Here is a 14101-nt window from a genome sequence, read left to right as displayed (position 1 = left end):
CTCCGCCGCCGCCCGCGTCCGCTGGATGCCCGGGTCAAGCCCGGGCATGACGACAGTGGATGCGGCGGGACGACGGTGGAGCGGGCATGACGACAGTGGAAGCGGCGCGCCAGGGGCACCCCCACTCTCTGTCGTCACCGCCGGGCCAGCATGCGGAACACCGCCCTCACCCCACCCACTGTCGTCATCGCCGGACTTGATCCGGCGATCCAGAACAGCTCCTCCGCCGCCGCCGACGCCCGCTCGATGCCCGGGACAAGCCCGGGCATGACGAGGGTGGAAGCGGCAGGGCGCTATTTCGACCAGTTCTCCACGGTCTGCCGGTTGGCCTCGACCCAGGCCTTCGCGGTCGTCGCCGGGTCGCCGCCGTCCTCGTTCTCGACCATCAGCTTCTGCTCCTGGTCGAGGGTCAGCGCGAAATTGTCGAGGATGCGGTAGGCCTCGGGGTCGTCGGCCTCCAGCCCGAGCCGGACCACGGTGTTCACCGTCTCCTCGCCGCCGAACGAGCCCTTCGGGTCGTCCAGGTACTTCAGGTCCCAGCGCCCGAACATCCAGTGCGGCGTCCAGGTGGTGACGACGATCGGCTCCTTGCGGTCGACGGCGTCCTTCAGCGCGGCGGTCATGGTGGCGTCGCTGCCCTCCACGAGATCGATGGCGAGGCCGTAATCCTCGATCGCCTTCTCCGAGGCGCGCATCAGCCCGGCGCCGGGATCGATGCCGACCACCCTGCCGCCGACGCTCGCCTCGTTGCCCTTCAGCTCCTCGATCGAGCCGAGCTCGACATAGCTCGGCACCGCCCAGCCGATCTTGGCGCCGGTGACGTTCGGGCCGAGATCGACCACCTGGTCCTTGAGCTTCTCCAGATAGGCGGCGTGGGTTGCCGGCAGCCAGGCGGCGACCATGGCGTCGGCCTCGCCGGTCGCGACCGCCTGCCACATCGCGGCGGCGGCGAGCGGCACGATCTCGACCGTGTAGCCCTTCTCCTCCAGCGCCGCCTTCACGACGTTGGTCGCCACCACCGCGTCCGACCATTCGACATAGGCGATGGTGAGCTTCTTCTCCTGCGCCAGCGCGCCGCCCGCCGCGACCGCGAGGGCGAGCGCCCCGAGCGCGGTTCCGATCAGCTTTCTCATGAGGGATCCTCCTTTGCCGTTGATGGTTGCCTCGCCGGTCGCCCGGCCGTCGCCTCAGCCGGTGCCGGTGGTTCGCGCCTGCAGCCGGTCGGAGATGTGATGGGTGATGCGGTCGAGGATGACCGCGACGAGCACGATGGCGAAGCCCGCCTGGAAGCCGGCTCCGGCGTCGAGCCGCTGGATCGCCCGCCAGACCTCGCCGCCGAGCCCGCCGGCGCCGATCATCGCCGCGATCACCACCATGGAGAGCGCAAGCATGATGGTCTGGTTGATGCCGGCCATCATGGTCGGCACGGCGAGCGGCATCTGCACCTTCACGAGCTTCTGCCAGCGCGTCGAGCCGAAGGCGTCGGCCGCCTCGATCAGGTGCGGCGGCGTCTGCAGGAGCCCGAGCGCGGTCAGCCGGATCACCGGCGGCATCGAGAAGACGATGGTGGCGAAGCAGGCCGAGACCGCGCCCAGCCCGAAGAAGGGGATGGCCGGGATCAGGTACACGAAGGAGGGCAGCGTCTGCATCATGTCGAGGATCGGGCGCGTCACGCGCCAGAAGCGCGTGCTGACCGCCGCGAGGATCCCGATCGGGATGCCGATGGCGAGCGCGACGAGGGTGGAGAACATGACGAGCACCAGCGATTGCACGGTCGCGCGCCAGAGCCCGACGTTCCACAGGAGGAGCAGGGTCGCGGCCGAGAAGATCGCGATGCGCAGCGTCGACAGCCGCCAGATCAGGACCACCGTGACGAGGATGACGAGCCAGGGCGGCATTCCGGTCAGGAACCCGGTCGAGGCGTTGATGCCGGTCGCGAGCACGGCGCTCATGGCGCGGGTGACGCCCGAGAATTGCTGCGTCAGGAGATCGAGCGCGGCGTCGAAGAAGGCGGCGACCGGGAGCCTGGGGATCGTCCAGTCCATCGCCGCCCTCAGGAGTCCGGCCGCACGCGCGCGGCGAGCGCGGCGATGATGGCGGATTGCGTGAGCGCGCCGGCGAGCCGGCCGTCGCCGTCGACGACCGCGGTCACGCCCTGTCCTCCGACTGCGGGTAGGGCCGTCCTGAGCGTCGTGTCGGCGGCTGCGACCATGCCGGGAGGATCGGCCAGCGGCCCGGCCGGGGCGCCGCTCTCTGCGGCGGCGAGGCGTTCACGTGCGACACGCCCGCTCGGCCGGCCGTGGGAATCGACCGTGAAACCCTCGTCCGCGACGCCGAGGCGCGCCAGCGCCTCGCCGGCCGTCGCGCCGGCGGGGATCGCGGCGGCCGGGTGCATGCAGCTCGCCACCGTCAGCACGCCGAGCACGTCGATATGGGCGACGAAGCGGGCGACGTAATCGTCGGCCGGCGCGGTCAGGAGGTCGAGCGCGGTGCCGCCCTGGACGATCGCGCCGTCCTTCATCAGCACGATCCGCCCGCCGAGCGCGATCGCCTCGTCGAGGTCGTGGCTGACGAAGACGATGGTCTTGTGGAGCCGATCCTGCAGCGCGACGAGCTGGCGCTGCATGTCGCGTCGGATGAGCGGGTCGAGCGCGCTGAAGGCTTCGTCCATGAGCAGGATGTCGGCGTCGACGGCGAGTGCGCGGGCGAGTCCGGCGCGCTGCTGCATGCCGCCGGACAGCTGCGCCGGCCGCGCATTCTCATAGCCGGCTAACCCAACCTGCTCGATCGCCGCCCGCGCCCGGCTCTCCCGCTCCTCCCGGCCAACGCCCTGGACCTCCAGGCCGTAGCCGACATTGGCCAGGATGGAGCGATGCGGAAACAGCGCGAACTGCTGGAAAACCATGCCGAACTTCCTCCGGCGGAAGGCCAGCAGCTCAGCCTCGCCGAGCCCGTTCACCTCGACGCCGTCGACCGTCACGTGCCCGGCGCTCGGCTCGACCAGCCGGTTGATGCAGCGCAGCGTCGTTGATTTCCCGCTTCCCGAGAGGCCCATGACCACGAGCACTTCGCCTTCGCGCACGTCGAAGCTGACGTCGCGCAGCCCGAGAATGCAGCCTGTCTGCGCGAGGATTTCCTCCCGCGATGTGCCCCTTTCCGCCAGCGCCAGCGCCCCGGGAAGCGCATGGGCCTCGCCGAAGATCTTGGTGAGCCCACGGACCGCGATCCGGGTGGTCTCGGTGCCGGGGTCGGCGGCGTGGATTCGGTCGGACATGAAGGCGGGGTCGGCCTGCTTTCTTCGCTTCTGCTCGGTTTCTGCGCTGTCGGAATACATCGCCGGCCGCCCGTTTGGCCACCCCGCGCGATGGATCAGCCGAGGAAGTGCGCCTTGAGCGCCGCCGCCAGCTGCTCCGGCGCCTCCTCCGCCATGTGGTGTCCGCTGTCGATGCCATGGCCGGATAGATCGCCGCCTACCCACGGCCGCCAGATCCCGACAACGTCGCCATAGAGCGCCTCCAGATCGTCCTTCAGCGACCACAGCACGAGGAGCGGGCAGGCGAGCCGCCGGCCGGCCGCGCGATCGGCGTCGTCGTGCGCGCGGTCGATCCCGAGGCCGGCGCGGTAATCCTCCAGCATGCCCTGGACGACGGCCGGATCACGGATGGCGGCGAGGAAATCCGCGTGATTGTCCGAGCCCATCGCCTCCGCCGAACCGCCATACCAGGCGACGGGATCGGCAAGGATCGCGCGCTCCGGCTTGTCCGCGACCGCAAAGAAGAACCAGTGCCACCACGACGCGGCGAAGCGCGCGTCGCAGCGGGCGAGCGCCTCGCCGATCGGCACCGCGTCGAGAATGGCGAGCCTCGTCACCCGATCCGGATGATCCATCGCCAGCCGAAAGGCAGCGTAGGCGCCGCGGTCGTGCCCGGCGACGGCAAAGCGCCTGTGGCCGAGCCGCCGCATCAATGCGACCAGCGCCTTCGCCTTCGCCCGTTTGGAGGAGTTCGCGTGATCAGGCGCCTCCGCTGGCTGATAGGAGCGGCCGAACCCGGGCAGGTCGGGGCAGATGACGGTGAAATGCTCGGCGAGGAGCGGGGCGACGCGCCACCACGTGGTGTGCGTCCGCGGATGGCCGTGCACAAGCAGGAGCGGAGGCCCCGATCCGCCGTGCCGCACGCGCAAGTTGCCTTCCGGGACTGCAATCGTTTCCAGCGTGAATGTCTGAAACAAGGCTACCGCGGCCCTCAAACCCAGTGTGGCAGGCGGAACGACCAAAAACCAGATTGTACGTTATCGTACCAAGAGCGCACAACTCACGGTAACTCGGCGTCTTTCGCCGAGCCCACCGCCGAACCTTGAAGACCGCCCCGATCGTCGCCGCAACTCTCCTGCCAGGCTGGCGTTCCCCGGTCGGCCAACGAGTCTCCCTCCCCTCGACGGCCGGACGGCACGGGCTCGCCGGGACGGTCCCGTGCCGTCCATCTCGGCCCCCCGGAGCGCGCGGCAGGCGCGCTCGTCCCGACGCGCCGGCGCCACCGAGGCCCATCCCCGACCTCCGGGCGCCGGCGCCGACCGGGCGCGCACGAGAGACGAGCGAGACGCTGTCTGGCCGTCAGGTCCGCGTTTTGCTCACAGGGCGTCGTCCCGCCTTGGGCAGCTGGCCGGGCCAGCGCACGATGCGCCCCTCCAGTTCGTCCTCACGCACCAGGCCTTCGCTGATCGTCCGGCCGCGCACCGAAACCCCCGCCGCGTGCACCGTTTCGGCGTCGCCGGAGACGAGCGGATGCCACCAATAGAGGTCGCGGCCCTCGGCGACGAGGCGATAGGCGCAAGTCGGAGGCAGCCAGGAAATGGAGCGGACCTCCTCCGGCGTCAGCTGGATGCAGTCCGGCACCTCGGACTGACGGCCTTCGTAACGGATGCAGCGGCAGGTGCCTCCGTCGAGCAGGCGGCAGGCGACGTCGGTCCAGGCGATCTCGCCGGTGTCCCAGTCCTCGAGCTTGTTCAGGCAACAGCGGCCGCACCCGTCGCACAGGGACTCCCATTCGACCGGGTTCATTGCCTCGAGCGTCTTTCTGCGCCAGAACGGAACGTCGTCCATTGCGATCCGAGCCCTCGGCTGCCGGCGCGCGGCTTGCATTCGCCGCAGCATTGAACCAAGTGCTATAGATGAGGGTTGTGGCCTGCGGTGCAAGGCTGGCAGATGCGTAATCCATTCCGGAGTTTGGCGAGCAGGAAGGCCTGGTTCCGGCTGCTCGCCGTCGACGCCTGGATCGACTCGACCCTCTACGAGGCGGGGCAGGGCGCCGGCGACTGGTACGAGCGCGTCGTCGCATTCACGCGCCGATTCCGGCTGAGCGGCTTTTCCCGTGCCCTCTCCGAGTTGGCCTCGGAATCGGTCACGCTCGGAACGGCCGGAGCGCTTGTGCTCCTCGCCTTCGGCGTCCCCGCATTCGAATCCATCAAGTCGAACTGGCTGGAGCGGGAAGAGTTCGCGGTCACGTTCCTCGACCGCTACGGCAACGAAATCGGCCGGCGCGGCGTGCTGCAGGATGACATCGTCTCGCTGGAAGATCTGCCCGACCACCTGATCCAGGCAGTCCTCGCAACGGAAGACCGGCGCTTCTTCACCCATTTCGGCATCGACGTTCTCGGAACCGTCCGCGCGATCGTTGAGAACGCGAAGGCAGGGGGCGTCGTGCAAGGCGGCTCGTCGATCACGCAGCAGCTCGCCAAGAACCTGTTCCTCTCCAACGAGCGGACGCTCCAGCGCAAGATCAAGGAAGCGTATCTTGCGCTCTGGCTCGAGGCCAATCTCACCAAGCGCGAGATCCTGAAGCTCTATCTGGACCGCGCCTATATGGGCGGCGGCACGTTCGGCGTGAACGCGGCGTCGGAGTTCTATTTCGGCAAGGACGTCCAGGACCTCGAGCTCTCCGAATCCGCGATGCTCGCCGGCCTCTTCAAGGCGCCGACCAAGTTCGCTCCTCACATCAATCTCCCGGCCGCGCGGGCCCGCGCGAACGACGTTCTGACCCGCCTCGTGGATTCCGGCATGATGACGGAGGGACAGGTCGTCGGCGCCCGGCGCAATCCGGCCACGCCGGTCGAGCGGAGCCAGACCGCCTCGCCCGACTATTTCCTCGACTGGGCGTTCCAGGAAGTGAAGCGCCTCGCGCCGGGACCGCAGAAGGTGCTGATCGCGCGCACGACCATCGACATGCGCCTGCAGCGGGCCGCCGAAGCCGCGGTCGAATCCTCGCTCCGTGAGCGCGGCGACGCCTTCCGCGTGAAGCAGGCGGCTCTCGTCGCGATGGAACCCGACGGCACGGTTCGGGCCATGGTCGGCGGCCGCGACTACGGCACCTCCACGTTCAATCGGGCGACCAACGCGCTTCGCCAGCCCGGTTCCTCCTTCAAGCCCTATGTCTATGCCGTTGCGATGCAGAACGGCTTCACGCCCGACAGCGTGATCGTCGACGCCCCGATCTCGATCGGCAACTGGTCGCCCCAGAATTACGGCCGGAAGTATGCCGGACGCGTGACGCTGCGCTCGGCGCTCGCCCGGTCGATCAATACCGTGCCGGTCCGCCTCTCGATCTCGTTCGGACGGCAGCCGATTGCCGACATGGCGGCCGCACTCGGCGTCGATTCTCCGGTGCGGGTCACCCGCGCGCTCCCGCTCGGCACCTCGGAGGTCACGGTGCTCGACATGGCTTCGGGCTATTCGGCCTTCGCCAACGGCGGTCACCACGTCGACGCCTACGGCGTGCTGGAGATCCGGACGCCCGCGGGCGAGACCCTCTACGATGCCTCCGAGCGTCCCGAGCCGCAGCGCGTCCTCGACGATAAGACGGTCGCGCAAATGGTCGACATGCTCCACGCCGTCGTCGAGGCCGGGACCGGGCGGCGCGCGCGGCTGCCGGGAATCAATGCCGCCGGCAAGACCGGCACGACGCAGGGCTACCGCGACGCCTGGTACATCGGCTTCACCGGCAATTACACGGCAGCGGTCTGGTTCGGGAACGACGATTTCCGGCCGACCAAGGACCTGACCGGCGGCACGCTCCCGGCCGAAACCTGGCAGAAGTTCATGCGGGTCGCCCATGCCTATGCCGACATCGTCCCGCTGCCGGGCCTGCCCCCGCCCAAGGAGCCGCGCGAGGAACAGGCGGTCGCGAGCGCAGGACAGTCCGATCCGATGGCGGGGCTTGCCGCGGTCCGTCTCGCGCCCTCCACGATAGAGACCCTCGACCGCATCGGTGGCGCCTTCAAGCGAGCCGAGCGGCCGCTGCAGACGGCGGCGGAGCGCCATGCCGCCCTCCCGTCCGCTTCGCCCTCGCCCTGAGCCGGACTTCATAGGTCCATGTCCATCCCGCGCCTTCTTGCGCTGCTCCTCGGCCTGGCCGCAGCCGTTCTCCTCGGCAGCGGCTCGGCCTATCTGGCCGTGAGGTCACCCGCGCCTCTGGACGTGCTGACCTCCGGCCCGTGGCAGGCCTGGCCGCGCGCCGGGACAGCGGAGGGCGATCCCTATTCGCGTGCGCGCCTTGCCCGCACCGGCGAGATCCCGCTCGGCTCAGGCGAAGGCCTGGAGCTCTCGGCGCAGACCGACAGCCGGGGTGCACCGCTGCGAAGAAGCTGCGACTATCGGGTGGTCGGTCAGACGCCGTCGGCGCGGCTATGGACGGCCGCGGTCGAGCCGGTCGCGACGGCCCGCAGCGACAGGACGCAGGGCTATTCCGGGGCCATCGGCAGCGACGCGATCTTGCGCCGTCCCGACGGCAGTTTTGAATTGCTCGTTTCGCCGCGCCCGCAGGCGGGGAACTGGATGTCCAGTGCAGGCCTCGACCGGTTCCGGATCGTGCTGCGCCTCTACGACACCACCGCGCGCGTCGGAACCGCCCTCACCGACCTTGCCATGCCGGAGATCGTGCCGGGGGATTGCTCGTGACCTCCATCGCCACCTCCCAGAAGCGGGTTCGGCTGCCTGCCCTTCGGATCAGCCCGCTCGTGGTCTCGCTGGTGGCCGTGCTGCTCGTTGCCGGCATCGTTCACATCGTCACGATCCTGCTGGTGCCCAGGCTGGCGACCGCGAATGGGTGGGCAAGGCTGGCCGAGGTGGCGGAGACCGGCAGTTTCGCCTTCATTTCCGACCAGAACAGCCACGTCCCGGGCCTCGATCCGCTCTTCGTCCACGGCGCCTGTCGGATCGACGTCGCGGATGCGCCGGCGCGGATCGCGCTCTCCTCGCGCGGCGGCTTCTGGTCCATGGCCCTGTACGATCCGCGCGGCCTGATCGTCTTCAGTCTCAACGACCGGACGGCCGTGAACGGCCGGCTCGACATGCTGGTGGTGACGCCGGTGCAGAACGCGGAGCTGAAGGAGAGCCCGCCGCCCGACATCGAACAGAAGATCGTCGTGGAAACCACCGCAGAGGACCTGATCGCCCTCCTCAGGATCTATGCTCCGGCCACACTCGGCCAGCAGGAGTCCGGGCGCATGCTTGCCGACGCGCAGTGCGGGCCAGTGCGTGAGGCGCCGCAACCGGCCGTGGATCCTTCAGGCTGAGGGCCCGCATTGGCTTGCCTGCCGATCAAGGCCGCCGGCCTCGATCGCGGTGCCGTCGCCTGCCCTCGGCCGTGCGTGGTACTCCACGCGGATACCCGGAAAGATCACCACCTCGCCCGGGCGGGCAGCGCGTGCTTTCCGCCGTTCGCCCGGACGGCTACGGCGAAAGGCGAGAATCTCTGCCATGGCCTTAGGTCCCTCTGGTCCTGCGGTCCGGGGACTGTCGCGTGGCGATGGTTAACGACAGATGAAGGGTTGAGACTAAATTGTTGCCGTGTCCGCGAAGACACGGCCGGCCTTGTCCTCGATCTCGACCACCCACAGATCGCTGTCGAATCGGGTCTCGCTGGCGATCCGTTCCGCCGAAAGCGCCTCGCTGGTCCGATGCAGAAGCTGCGTGAAGATCCGTTCCCCGGAACTCTCTCCCGTGAAGATGTATTGCGGCGCGGGCCCATAGAGGTCGAAGCTTCCGTCCAGCCGGTTCACCAGAAGCAGTATCGCGCCGGCTTCGGCAGCCCCGCGCCGGGCGATCTGGACGTACGCTCCCTCGCGCTCGGCCCGACGCCTCAGCGCATCGATCCAGAAATCCGTCCGGAGGCGCAAGCGTCAGGCGCCGCCCATCGCGCCGATGCTGCGTAGCCGTGCGATGAGCGCATCGTCGATCGAGCCGGTGACCGGGAGCCCCTGATCGAGCTGGAAGCGCGAAATCGCCTCGCGGGTCTGCGGCCCCACCACGCCGTCGGGCACCAGGGGCCCGTAGGCCGACAGCGCCAGTGCGCGCTGCACCGCCAGGATCATCGGGTCCGGGCTTGTGGTCAGCACGGCGGGATTATCCGGCGCTGCCGCCCGCATTGGCTCCGCCGCCACCTCGCGAGCAGGCGAGACAGGTCTTGAAGAGGGCGTCTCGGGCGCATGCGACCCGACGAGCACCGAGAGCAGCGCCTCGCTCGGCTCGCCGGTCACCGCGAGCCCGGCGCCCCGTTCGAACTCCTCGACGGCGCGTCGCGTCTTCGGCCCGTTCCGGCCGTCGAGAGGGCCGTCGTAGAAGCCTCCCTGCAGCAGCGCGAGTTGAACCGCCTGGATCGTCTCCGGCGCCGCATGGGCAACGTGGTTCTCCGCCTGCGCCGATCGGGTCGCGAAGAACGGTGCCGGATGCATGGCGGTCTGGCCGTAGAGGGCGTTGGCCGCGACGAGCACGCAGACGAGGGCCGTCGTGCCGGCCACCGCCGCACCGGGACTGAGTAATGCTCTGCGCAGCGCGATCGTCACTCTGAACCGCTCCAGGTCATGTGAGCCGAAGGTCCGGCCGGGCGAGACGAGCCGCACTGGCCGCGGGCAGCCTGACCTCTACGGCAGGTCCGCTGCCCCGCGCATTGGAGATCAACAGGCTGCCGCCGTTCTCGTCAACCACCTCCTCCAGAATAGCAAGGCCGAGCCGGTCGCGGGCAAGTGCGCCGCAGCCATGCGGCCCTGCCACCGTGCCGTGTTCGTCGTGGCCTGGTCGAATGCCGTCGTCTGTGACCCGCAACAGCACAGCCCCCCGGCTCGGCCGGATGTCGAGCGATATGCACGTTGCACCCTCGGCCTGCCTGATGGCGCTCCCGACGAGATTGATCAGGATCTGGCGGCAAGCTCTTACGCCGCAGCTCGCATGCGCCGCAAGCGGCGCACGGAGGCGCAATGCCAGTCCTCTCTCCACCGCTTCCCGCTCCAAAAGCCGCAGCACGAATCGCGCGGCCTCCACGACATCGGTGTCCAGCAGCGGGAGGGTGGCGTCGGAGGAGCGGCGGGCAGGCCCCTCCCCTTCCGCTGCCGCTCCGGGTGCTGGCGGGCGGGCGTTGGCTTCGCATCCGAACCGCGGCGCAGCGATCCTGGCCGCCTCGTCACATGAGCGAACAACGCTCGGCTCAACACCCGGGTCGCCGGCGTCCCTGACGGCGGCCGGCGCCGCTTCCGGAACCCCGGTGTGCCCGTGGCCGAACGCCGATGCCATGATCGGCGGTACTGCCGGAAATGCCAGGGCGAGGAGAAGTGCAAACGCCGAAGCCACCGTGGGATTGGCGGCCAGGTTCGCCAGCAGCAAAGCCGCGGCTGCCAGCAGGGCGACGGTGATCGCCCGTGCGAGCCTGTCGGCCAGGCGGTGCCGCCCGCGATCGAGCGCCTGCGCAACGGCCAGGTAACCGACGGCGACGGCGGCCGGCAGGGCGATCGGCGCCTCGGTGGCGAGCGAGGCGATCAGGAGGAAAGGCAGGCCGAGCAGGGCGACAATTCCCGTCATGGCAAGGGCGTGACTGTTGCACCGGGCCGTGCATCCCGTTCCGGCGGCCGGTGCGGGTCGGTGCTGCACTCCCGGTCTGGCAAGGCGGACGCCGTCCTCGATCGCAACGCTCATGCGGGAGCTTGCCTGTTCTTGGTTATCGCGCGGCGAGCTTGTTCCTCGCGTTTTAACGAAAGTTGAAAAGGCGTCGCAGCGGCCCGCTCCTGCTCCGGAAAGCTTTGGTCAGGGTTAAGGGACACTTGATGATAGACGGTCCGGCAGGTGCCGGGTAACCCGCCGGTTAAAGGCTGCGGCCAAATTTTACACCAATCCCGCAGGCCCTCAAAACCCGGAATTCAACTGCATCTGTTCAAATGCGCCTCAAGTCGGACGGTACGATCCGCACGCAGGGTAAGGCGATGTTTCTGTTGCGGTCGATCTTCTGGTTGACGGTGCTCGTCATGCTTCTCCCGCCGGCGGAGCGCGGCGGCGATCCCCCGCGCGTGGACATCGTGAACGGGCTGATCGCCGCCCAGGCGCTCGTCAAGGACGTCGCCGGCATGTGCGAGCGCAACCCCGCCGCCTGCGCCGTCAGCCGGGAGGCGATCGGGCTGGTCGGCCGCAAGTTCGAGACCGGCGCCGGCATCGTCGCCGCCGGCATGGGCCGCTCCGACGGCACCGAACGCGGGACGCTGAAGCCCGCCGACCTCGAGCCGGGCTGGTCCGCAGGATCGATCGCCGCACCTCCGGGCTGACCCGGAACGGCCTTTCGCGGCCTTGCCGCCATTCCCGGCGGGCCTTAGCTAGAGGGCCCGAGGTCGAGAGATCCGATGACCGTCGACGCCCTTATCGAAGACTTCCAGTTCCTCGACGACTGGGAAGACCGCTACCGCTACGTCATCGAGCTCGGGAAGGAGCTCGCGCCGCTGTCGCCGGACGAACGTTGCGATGCGAACAAGGTGCGTGGCTGCGCAAGCCAGGTGTGGCTCGTCACCGAACGCTCGGAAGGGAACGATCCCGTACTCACCTTCCGGGGCGACAGCGACGCGCTCATCGTGCGCGGGCTGATTGCAGTGCTGCTCGAGATCTTCTCCGGGCGAACCGCGCAGGAGATCCTCGCCGTCGATGCCGAGGAGGTCCTTGCAGGGCTCGGCCTCAGGGAGCACCTGACCTCCCAGCGGTCGAACGGCCTTTCCTCGATGGTGGCGCGCATCCGGCGCGACGCGGCCGCCGCGCTCGCCTGACCCTCATCCGCTGCGGGGCCGGAAGTCTTCGGTCCCCCAATGGCGGACCCGCCCTGAATGCGAGGGCCCTTCCGCCAGGCCGACGATGCCGTAATGCCTGCTCAAGGCCTCGAGGCCGAGCCTCAGCACGAGCTTTGCAGAACGCGCCGGCCACCGCCGTTCGCGCTCAACCAACTCGAGACCCTTCAGGAAGCAGCAGACATCGAGAAGCAGGCCGGCGAACTCCGGACCGACCGCATCGCATGCCCGCTCTACCCTGATGCGCGCGGCGAGGGCCGCATCGGTGAGATCCGCGATCCCGCCGCTCTCGCCCGAGCGGCGGCCCGAGGTGACGGCTGCCGTCCAGTTCGCGGTCACGCGCGGCTGCAATTGTCCGCGTTCGAAATCAGCCCGCAGACGCTCCGCGGCCGCGACCGCCGCGCCGTCGAGATAAGGCGGCTCGCCGCCCCTCGGCCGCGCAAGCGTGGCGATCGGGCTTTCGTCCCGGTTGATCAGCCTCTGGGGAGAGCCGGGCGCCGTGTCCGCATCGTCCCGGTCCAGCCCGCCATGCTGCGCCCGGAAAGGCAGCGCCTCCGCCTCCATGCGGGCGAGCACCTTGCGTGCTTCCAAGCTCGCGCGGAGCCGATTGGCCCGGTCCTGCACCAGCACGCCGCACGCAAGCAGCGTCCGGACCACGCCGGCGGAGATCCGTGTTTCGCCTGCAGCGCCACCGCGACAGAGGGTGCCGGTGCCGTCGACCTGCAGGTCGATGAAGGTGTCGCGGCCGTTGACGAGCATCCGGACGACATCCCGGAGCTTCCTTTCCGCCTTGCTGCTTTTCACGGGCGTCCTCCCCGGAGGAAGCCAATGCGCCACAGCTCGAGTGCGGCGGCCAGCCAATCGATCAGTCGGTCGAAGGCTGGTTCGTCGCGGCGGTCCTCGATACGCGCGATGGCGTGGGCGACCGTGGTCCGGTCCCGCCCGAACTGCCGCCCGACCGAACTCAGGCTGAGGCCGAGGCTGGTATGCGCGAGATACATGGCCGTGTGACGCGCGAGCGCGATCTCAGCGCATCCTCTGCTCGCCTGCCGCACAGCCGACACCGCAATTCCGAATGCAGCCGCTGCCAGGCTCTCCGCTGCCCGGCAGGCACTCGCTTCGAAGTCGCTTCCCGGCCGATGCCCGGATGCTGCGACCCCCCTCCCCAAGCCGCTGGACTTCATCGCCCACCTCCACTGAACAGGATTATTTTCCTATATCGCGGAGGGCGATCGGCGGGGATAGATTTCTTCGGCGAGGGATAAACCGCCTGAACTCCGCGCCTCCCATCCACTCGACGATCATCGGGCGAGGCAGGGAGTGCATTCGATGCGGAAGCGATCACAGGCGGGGAAGGGTGCCGAGGCGGCTGGGGTAGGAGGAGCGGCGGGACGCGCCTTCGACGGCGTGGTGCGCGCCGGCGCGGCGCATTACGATCGCAAGCGCCACCTGCCGGCACTGGTCCGGGTGGAGCCGGCCGCTGCCGGCGCGGATGAGATCTCGGAAACCCGCCGCATCGTCGCCTTGCTGGAAAGGGCGCTGCGGGCGGAACGGAACCGGGCGCGCTCCGGTCACTGGACCTACGACCTCAATCGGCACATCGCCCTTCACCAGGCGCTTCGCGCCGAGGAGCAGCGCCTTTCAACCCTGAGCGAACGGCCCGACTAGCGGAACGGATTGCGGCTCCCCCGGTTCAATCCCGGGTTTCCGATCACGGCCGGGGACGGCCAAACCAGGAGCAGACGATGAGAAGCATGACCGCCATGGCGCTGGCATTCGGCGCGGCTCTCGCCCTTTCTGCCGCCAGCCCGGCGCACGCCGACCGCGATCCCACTCCGGAGGAACGCAGCCAGGTTGAGAACCAGCTCCGGAACCTCGGCTTCACGAGCTGGGAGAAGATCGAATGGGACGATGACGGCTATTGGGAGATCGACGACGCCGTCGGTTCGGACGGCAAGGAATACGACGTCCATCTCGCTCCGGACACGTTCGAGGTTCTCAAGCAGGAACTCGA

General features: G+C 69.0%; 18 protein-coding genes. 7 read left to right on the top strand and 11 right to left on the bottom strand.

Annotation, left to right across the window (positions count from 1 at the left end):
* Positions 1-134 precede the first annotated feature (134 nt).
* The 6 genes from ACUN0C_RS19595 to ACUN0C_RS19570 form a co-directional block, all read right to left on the bottom strand.
* Positions 135-269 (bottom strand): hypothetical protein, encoded by a 135-nt coding sequence (locus tag ACUN0C_RS19595; protein ID WP_445468099.1) that lies wholly within the window; start codon positions 267-269, stop codon positions 135-137.
* Positions 270-293: 24 nt separating this feature from the next.
* Positions 294-1133, bottom strand: a complete 840-nt coding sequence (locus tag ACUN0C_RS19590; RefSeq protein ID WP_445468098.1) for a glycine betaine ABC transporter substrate-binding protein — start codon at positions 1131-1133, stop codon at positions 294-296.
* A 54-nt stretch (positions 1134-1187) separates the two neighbouring features.
* Positions 1188-2045 carry an ABC transporter permease gene (locus tag ACUN0C_RS19585; protein WP_445468097.1) on the bottom strand — a complete coding sequence of 286 codons (858 nt, stop codon included), beginning with the start codon at positions 2043-2045 and terminating at the stop codon, positions 1188-1190.
* 8 nt (positions 2046-2053) lie between these two features.
* Positions 2054-3274, bottom strand: a complete 1221-nt coding sequence (locus tag ACUN0C_RS19580) for a quaternary amine ABC transporter ATP-binding protein (RefSeq protein ID WP_445468096.1) — start codon at positions 3272-3274, stop codon at positions 2054-2056.
* 95 nt (positions 3275-3369) lie between these two features.
* Positions 3370-4230 (bottom strand): alpha/beta fold hydrolase, encoded by an 861-nt coding sequence (locus ACUN0C_RS19575; RefSeq protein ID WP_445468095.1) that lies wholly within the window; start codon positions 4228-4230, stop codon positions 3370-3372.
* Positions 4231-4612: 382 nt separating this feature from the next.
* Positions 4613-5101 (bottom strand): YcgN family cysteine cluster protein, encoded by a 489-nt coding sequence (locus ACUN0C_RS19570; protein WP_445468094.1) that lies wholly within the window; start codon positions 5099-5101, stop codon positions 4613-4615.
* A gap of 123 nt (positions 5102-5224) precedes the next feature.
* Here ACUN0C_RS19570 and ACUN0C_RS19565 point away from each other — a divergent pair, with 123 nt between their 5' ends.
* The 3 genes from ACUN0C_RS19565 to ACUN0C_RS19555 are packed head-to-tail and all read left to right on the top strand — an operon-like array spanning position 5225 to position 8568.
* Entirely contained in the window at positions 5225-7348 is a 2124-nt protein-coding gene (locus ACUN0C_RS19565) for a transglycosylase domain-containing protein (protein ID WP_445468093.1), read from the top strand.
* Positions 7349-7366: 18 nt separating this feature from the next.
* Positions 7367-7951, top strand: coding sequence for a DUF1214 domain-containing protein (locus tag ACUN0C_RS19560; RefSeq protein WP_445468092.1), 585 nt, complete (start codon positions 7367-7369; stop codon positions 7949-7951).
* Complete coding sequence (locus ACUN0C_RS19555; RefSeq protein WP_445468091.1) at positions 7948-8568, top strand: DUF1254 domain-containing protein; 621 nt, start codon at positions 7948-7950, stop codon at positions 8566-8568. The genes ACUN0C_RS19560 and ACUN0C_RS19555 overlap by 4 nt, the downstream gene beginning before the upstream one ends.
* A gap of 261 nt (positions 8569-8829) precedes the next feature.
* On the opposite strand, the gene ACUN0C_RS19550 is transcribed toward ACUN0C_RS19555, so the two are convergent.
* From ACUN0C_RS19550 to ACUN0C_RS19540, 3 genes are all read right to left on the bottom strand, one after another.
* Positions 8830-9171, bottom strand: a complete 342-nt coding sequence (locus ACUN0C_RS19550; RefSeq protein ID WP_445468090.1) for a DUF1491 family protein — start codon at positions 9169-9171, stop codon at positions 8830-8832.
* A 3-nt stretch (positions 9172-9174) separates the two neighbouring features.
* Complete coding sequence (locus ACUN0C_RS19545) at positions 9175-9792, bottom strand: peptidoglycan-binding domain-containing protein (protein ID WP_445468089.1); 618 nt, start codon at positions 9790-9792, stop codon at positions 9175-9177.
* Positions 9793-9853: 61 nt separating this feature from the next.
* A complete protein-coding gene (locus ACUN0C_RS19540) occupies positions 9854-10960 on the bottom strand; it encodes a sensor histidine kinase (protein ID WP_445468088.1) in 1107 nt (368 codons plus the stop codon).
* 239 nt (positions 10961-11199) lie between these two features.
* On the opposite strand from ACUN0C_RS19540, the gene ACUN0C_RS19535 reads away from it, so the two are divergent.
* A complete protein-coding gene (locus tag ACUN0C_RS19535; RefSeq protein WP_445468087.1) occupies positions 11200-11580 on the top strand; it encodes a DUF5330 domain-containing protein in 381 nt (126 codons plus the stop codon).
* Between the two features lie 75 nt (positions 11581-11655).
* A complete protein-coding gene (locus tag ACUN0C_RS19530; RefSeq protein ID WP_445468086.1) occupies positions 11656-12069 on the top strand; it encodes a SufE family protein in 414 nt (137 codons plus the stop codon).
* Between the two features lie 3 nt (positions 12070-12072).
* Here the strand turns inward: ACUN0C_RS19530 and ACUN0C_RS19525 are convergent, their stop codons facing one another.
* Positions 12073-12891 carry a DUF6456 domain-containing protein gene (locus ACUN0C_RS19525; protein ID WP_445468085.1) on the bottom strand — a complete coding sequence of 273 codons (819 nt, stop codon included), beginning with the start codon at positions 12889-12891 and terminating at the stop codon, positions 12073-12075.
* Positions 12888-13271, bottom strand: coding sequence for a helix-turn-helix domain-containing protein (locus ACUN0C_RS19520; RefSeq protein ID WP_445468084.1), 384 nt, complete (start codon positions 13269-13271; stop codon positions 12888-12890). The genes ACUN0C_RS19525 and ACUN0C_RS19520 overlap by 4 nt, the downstream gene beginning before the upstream one ends.
* 145 nt (positions 13272-13416) lie before the next feature.
* Here ACUN0C_RS19520 and ACUN0C_RS19515 point away from each other — a divergent pair, with 145 nt between their 5' ends.
* Together ACUN0C_RS19515 and ACUN0C_RS19510 are read left to right on the top strand one after the other, a co-directional pair.
* Complete coding sequence (locus tag ACUN0C_RS19515; protein ID WP_445468083.1) at positions 13417-13755, top strand: DUF6477 family protein; 339 nt, start codon at positions 13417-13419, stop codon at positions 13753-13755.
* Positions 13756-13832: 77 nt separating this feature from the next.
* Positions 13833-14101 (top strand): PepSY domain-containing protein (locus ACUN0C_RS19510; RefSeq protein WP_445468082.1); only part of this gene is annotated, 269 nt, incomplete at its 3' end.

Source organism: Faunimonas sp. B44 (assembly GCF_052655945.1).
Note: the sequence above shows the minus strand (reverse complement) of the source record. Positions and strands in the feature narration are given on the sequence as shown.

Excerpts from the sequence above, each read along its gene's own strand:
- ACUN0C_RS19595 (WP_445468099.1), bottom strand. The coding sequence starts at position 269 with ATGCCCGGGCTTGTCCCGGGCATCGAGCGGGCGTCGGCGGCGGCGGAG.
- ACUN0C_RS19590 (WP_445468098.1), bottom strand. The coding sequence starts at position 1,133 with ATGAGAAAGCTGATCGGAACCGCGCTCGGGGCGCTCGCCCTCGCGGTC.
- ACUN0C_RS19585 (WP_445468097.1), bottom strand. The coding sequence starts at position 2,045 with ATGGACTGGACGATCCCCAGGCTCCCGGTCGCCGCCTTCTTCGACGCC.
- ACUN0C_RS19580 (WP_445468096.1), bottom strand. The coding sequence starts at position 3,274 with ATGTCCGACCGAATCCACGCCGCCGACCCCGGCACCGAGACCACCCGG.
- ACUN0C_RS19570 (WP_445468094.1), bottom strand. The coding sequence starts at position 5,101 with ATGGACGACGTTCCGTTCTGGCGCAGAAAGACGCTCGAGGCAATGAAC.
- ACUN0C_RS19560 (WP_445468092.1), top strand. The coding sequence starts at position 7,367 with ATGTCCATCCCGCGCCTTCTTGCGCTGCTCCTCGGCCTGGCCGCAGCC.
- ACUN0C_RS19540 (WP_445468088.1), bottom strand. The coding sequence starts at position 10,960 with ATGAGCGTTGCGATCGAGGACGGCGTCCGCCTTGCCAGACCGGGAGTG.
- ACUN0C_RS19535 (WP_445468087.1), top strand. The coding sequence starts at position 11,200 with ATGCGCCTCAAGTCGGACGGTACGATCCGCACGCAGGGTAAGGCGATG.
- ACUN0C_RS19530 (WP_445468086.1), top strand. The coding sequence starts at position 11,656 with ATGACCGTCGACGCCCTTATCGAAGACTTCCAGTTCCTCGACGACTGG.
- ACUN0C_RS19520 (WP_445468084.1), bottom strand. The coding sequence starts at position 13,271 with ATGAAGTCCAGCGGCTTGGGGAGGGGGGTCGCAGCATCCGGGCATCGG.
- ACUN0C_RS19515 (WP_445468083.1), top strand. The coding sequence starts at position 13,417 with ATGCGGAAGCGATCACAGGCGGGGAAGGGTGCCGAGGCGGCTGGGGTA.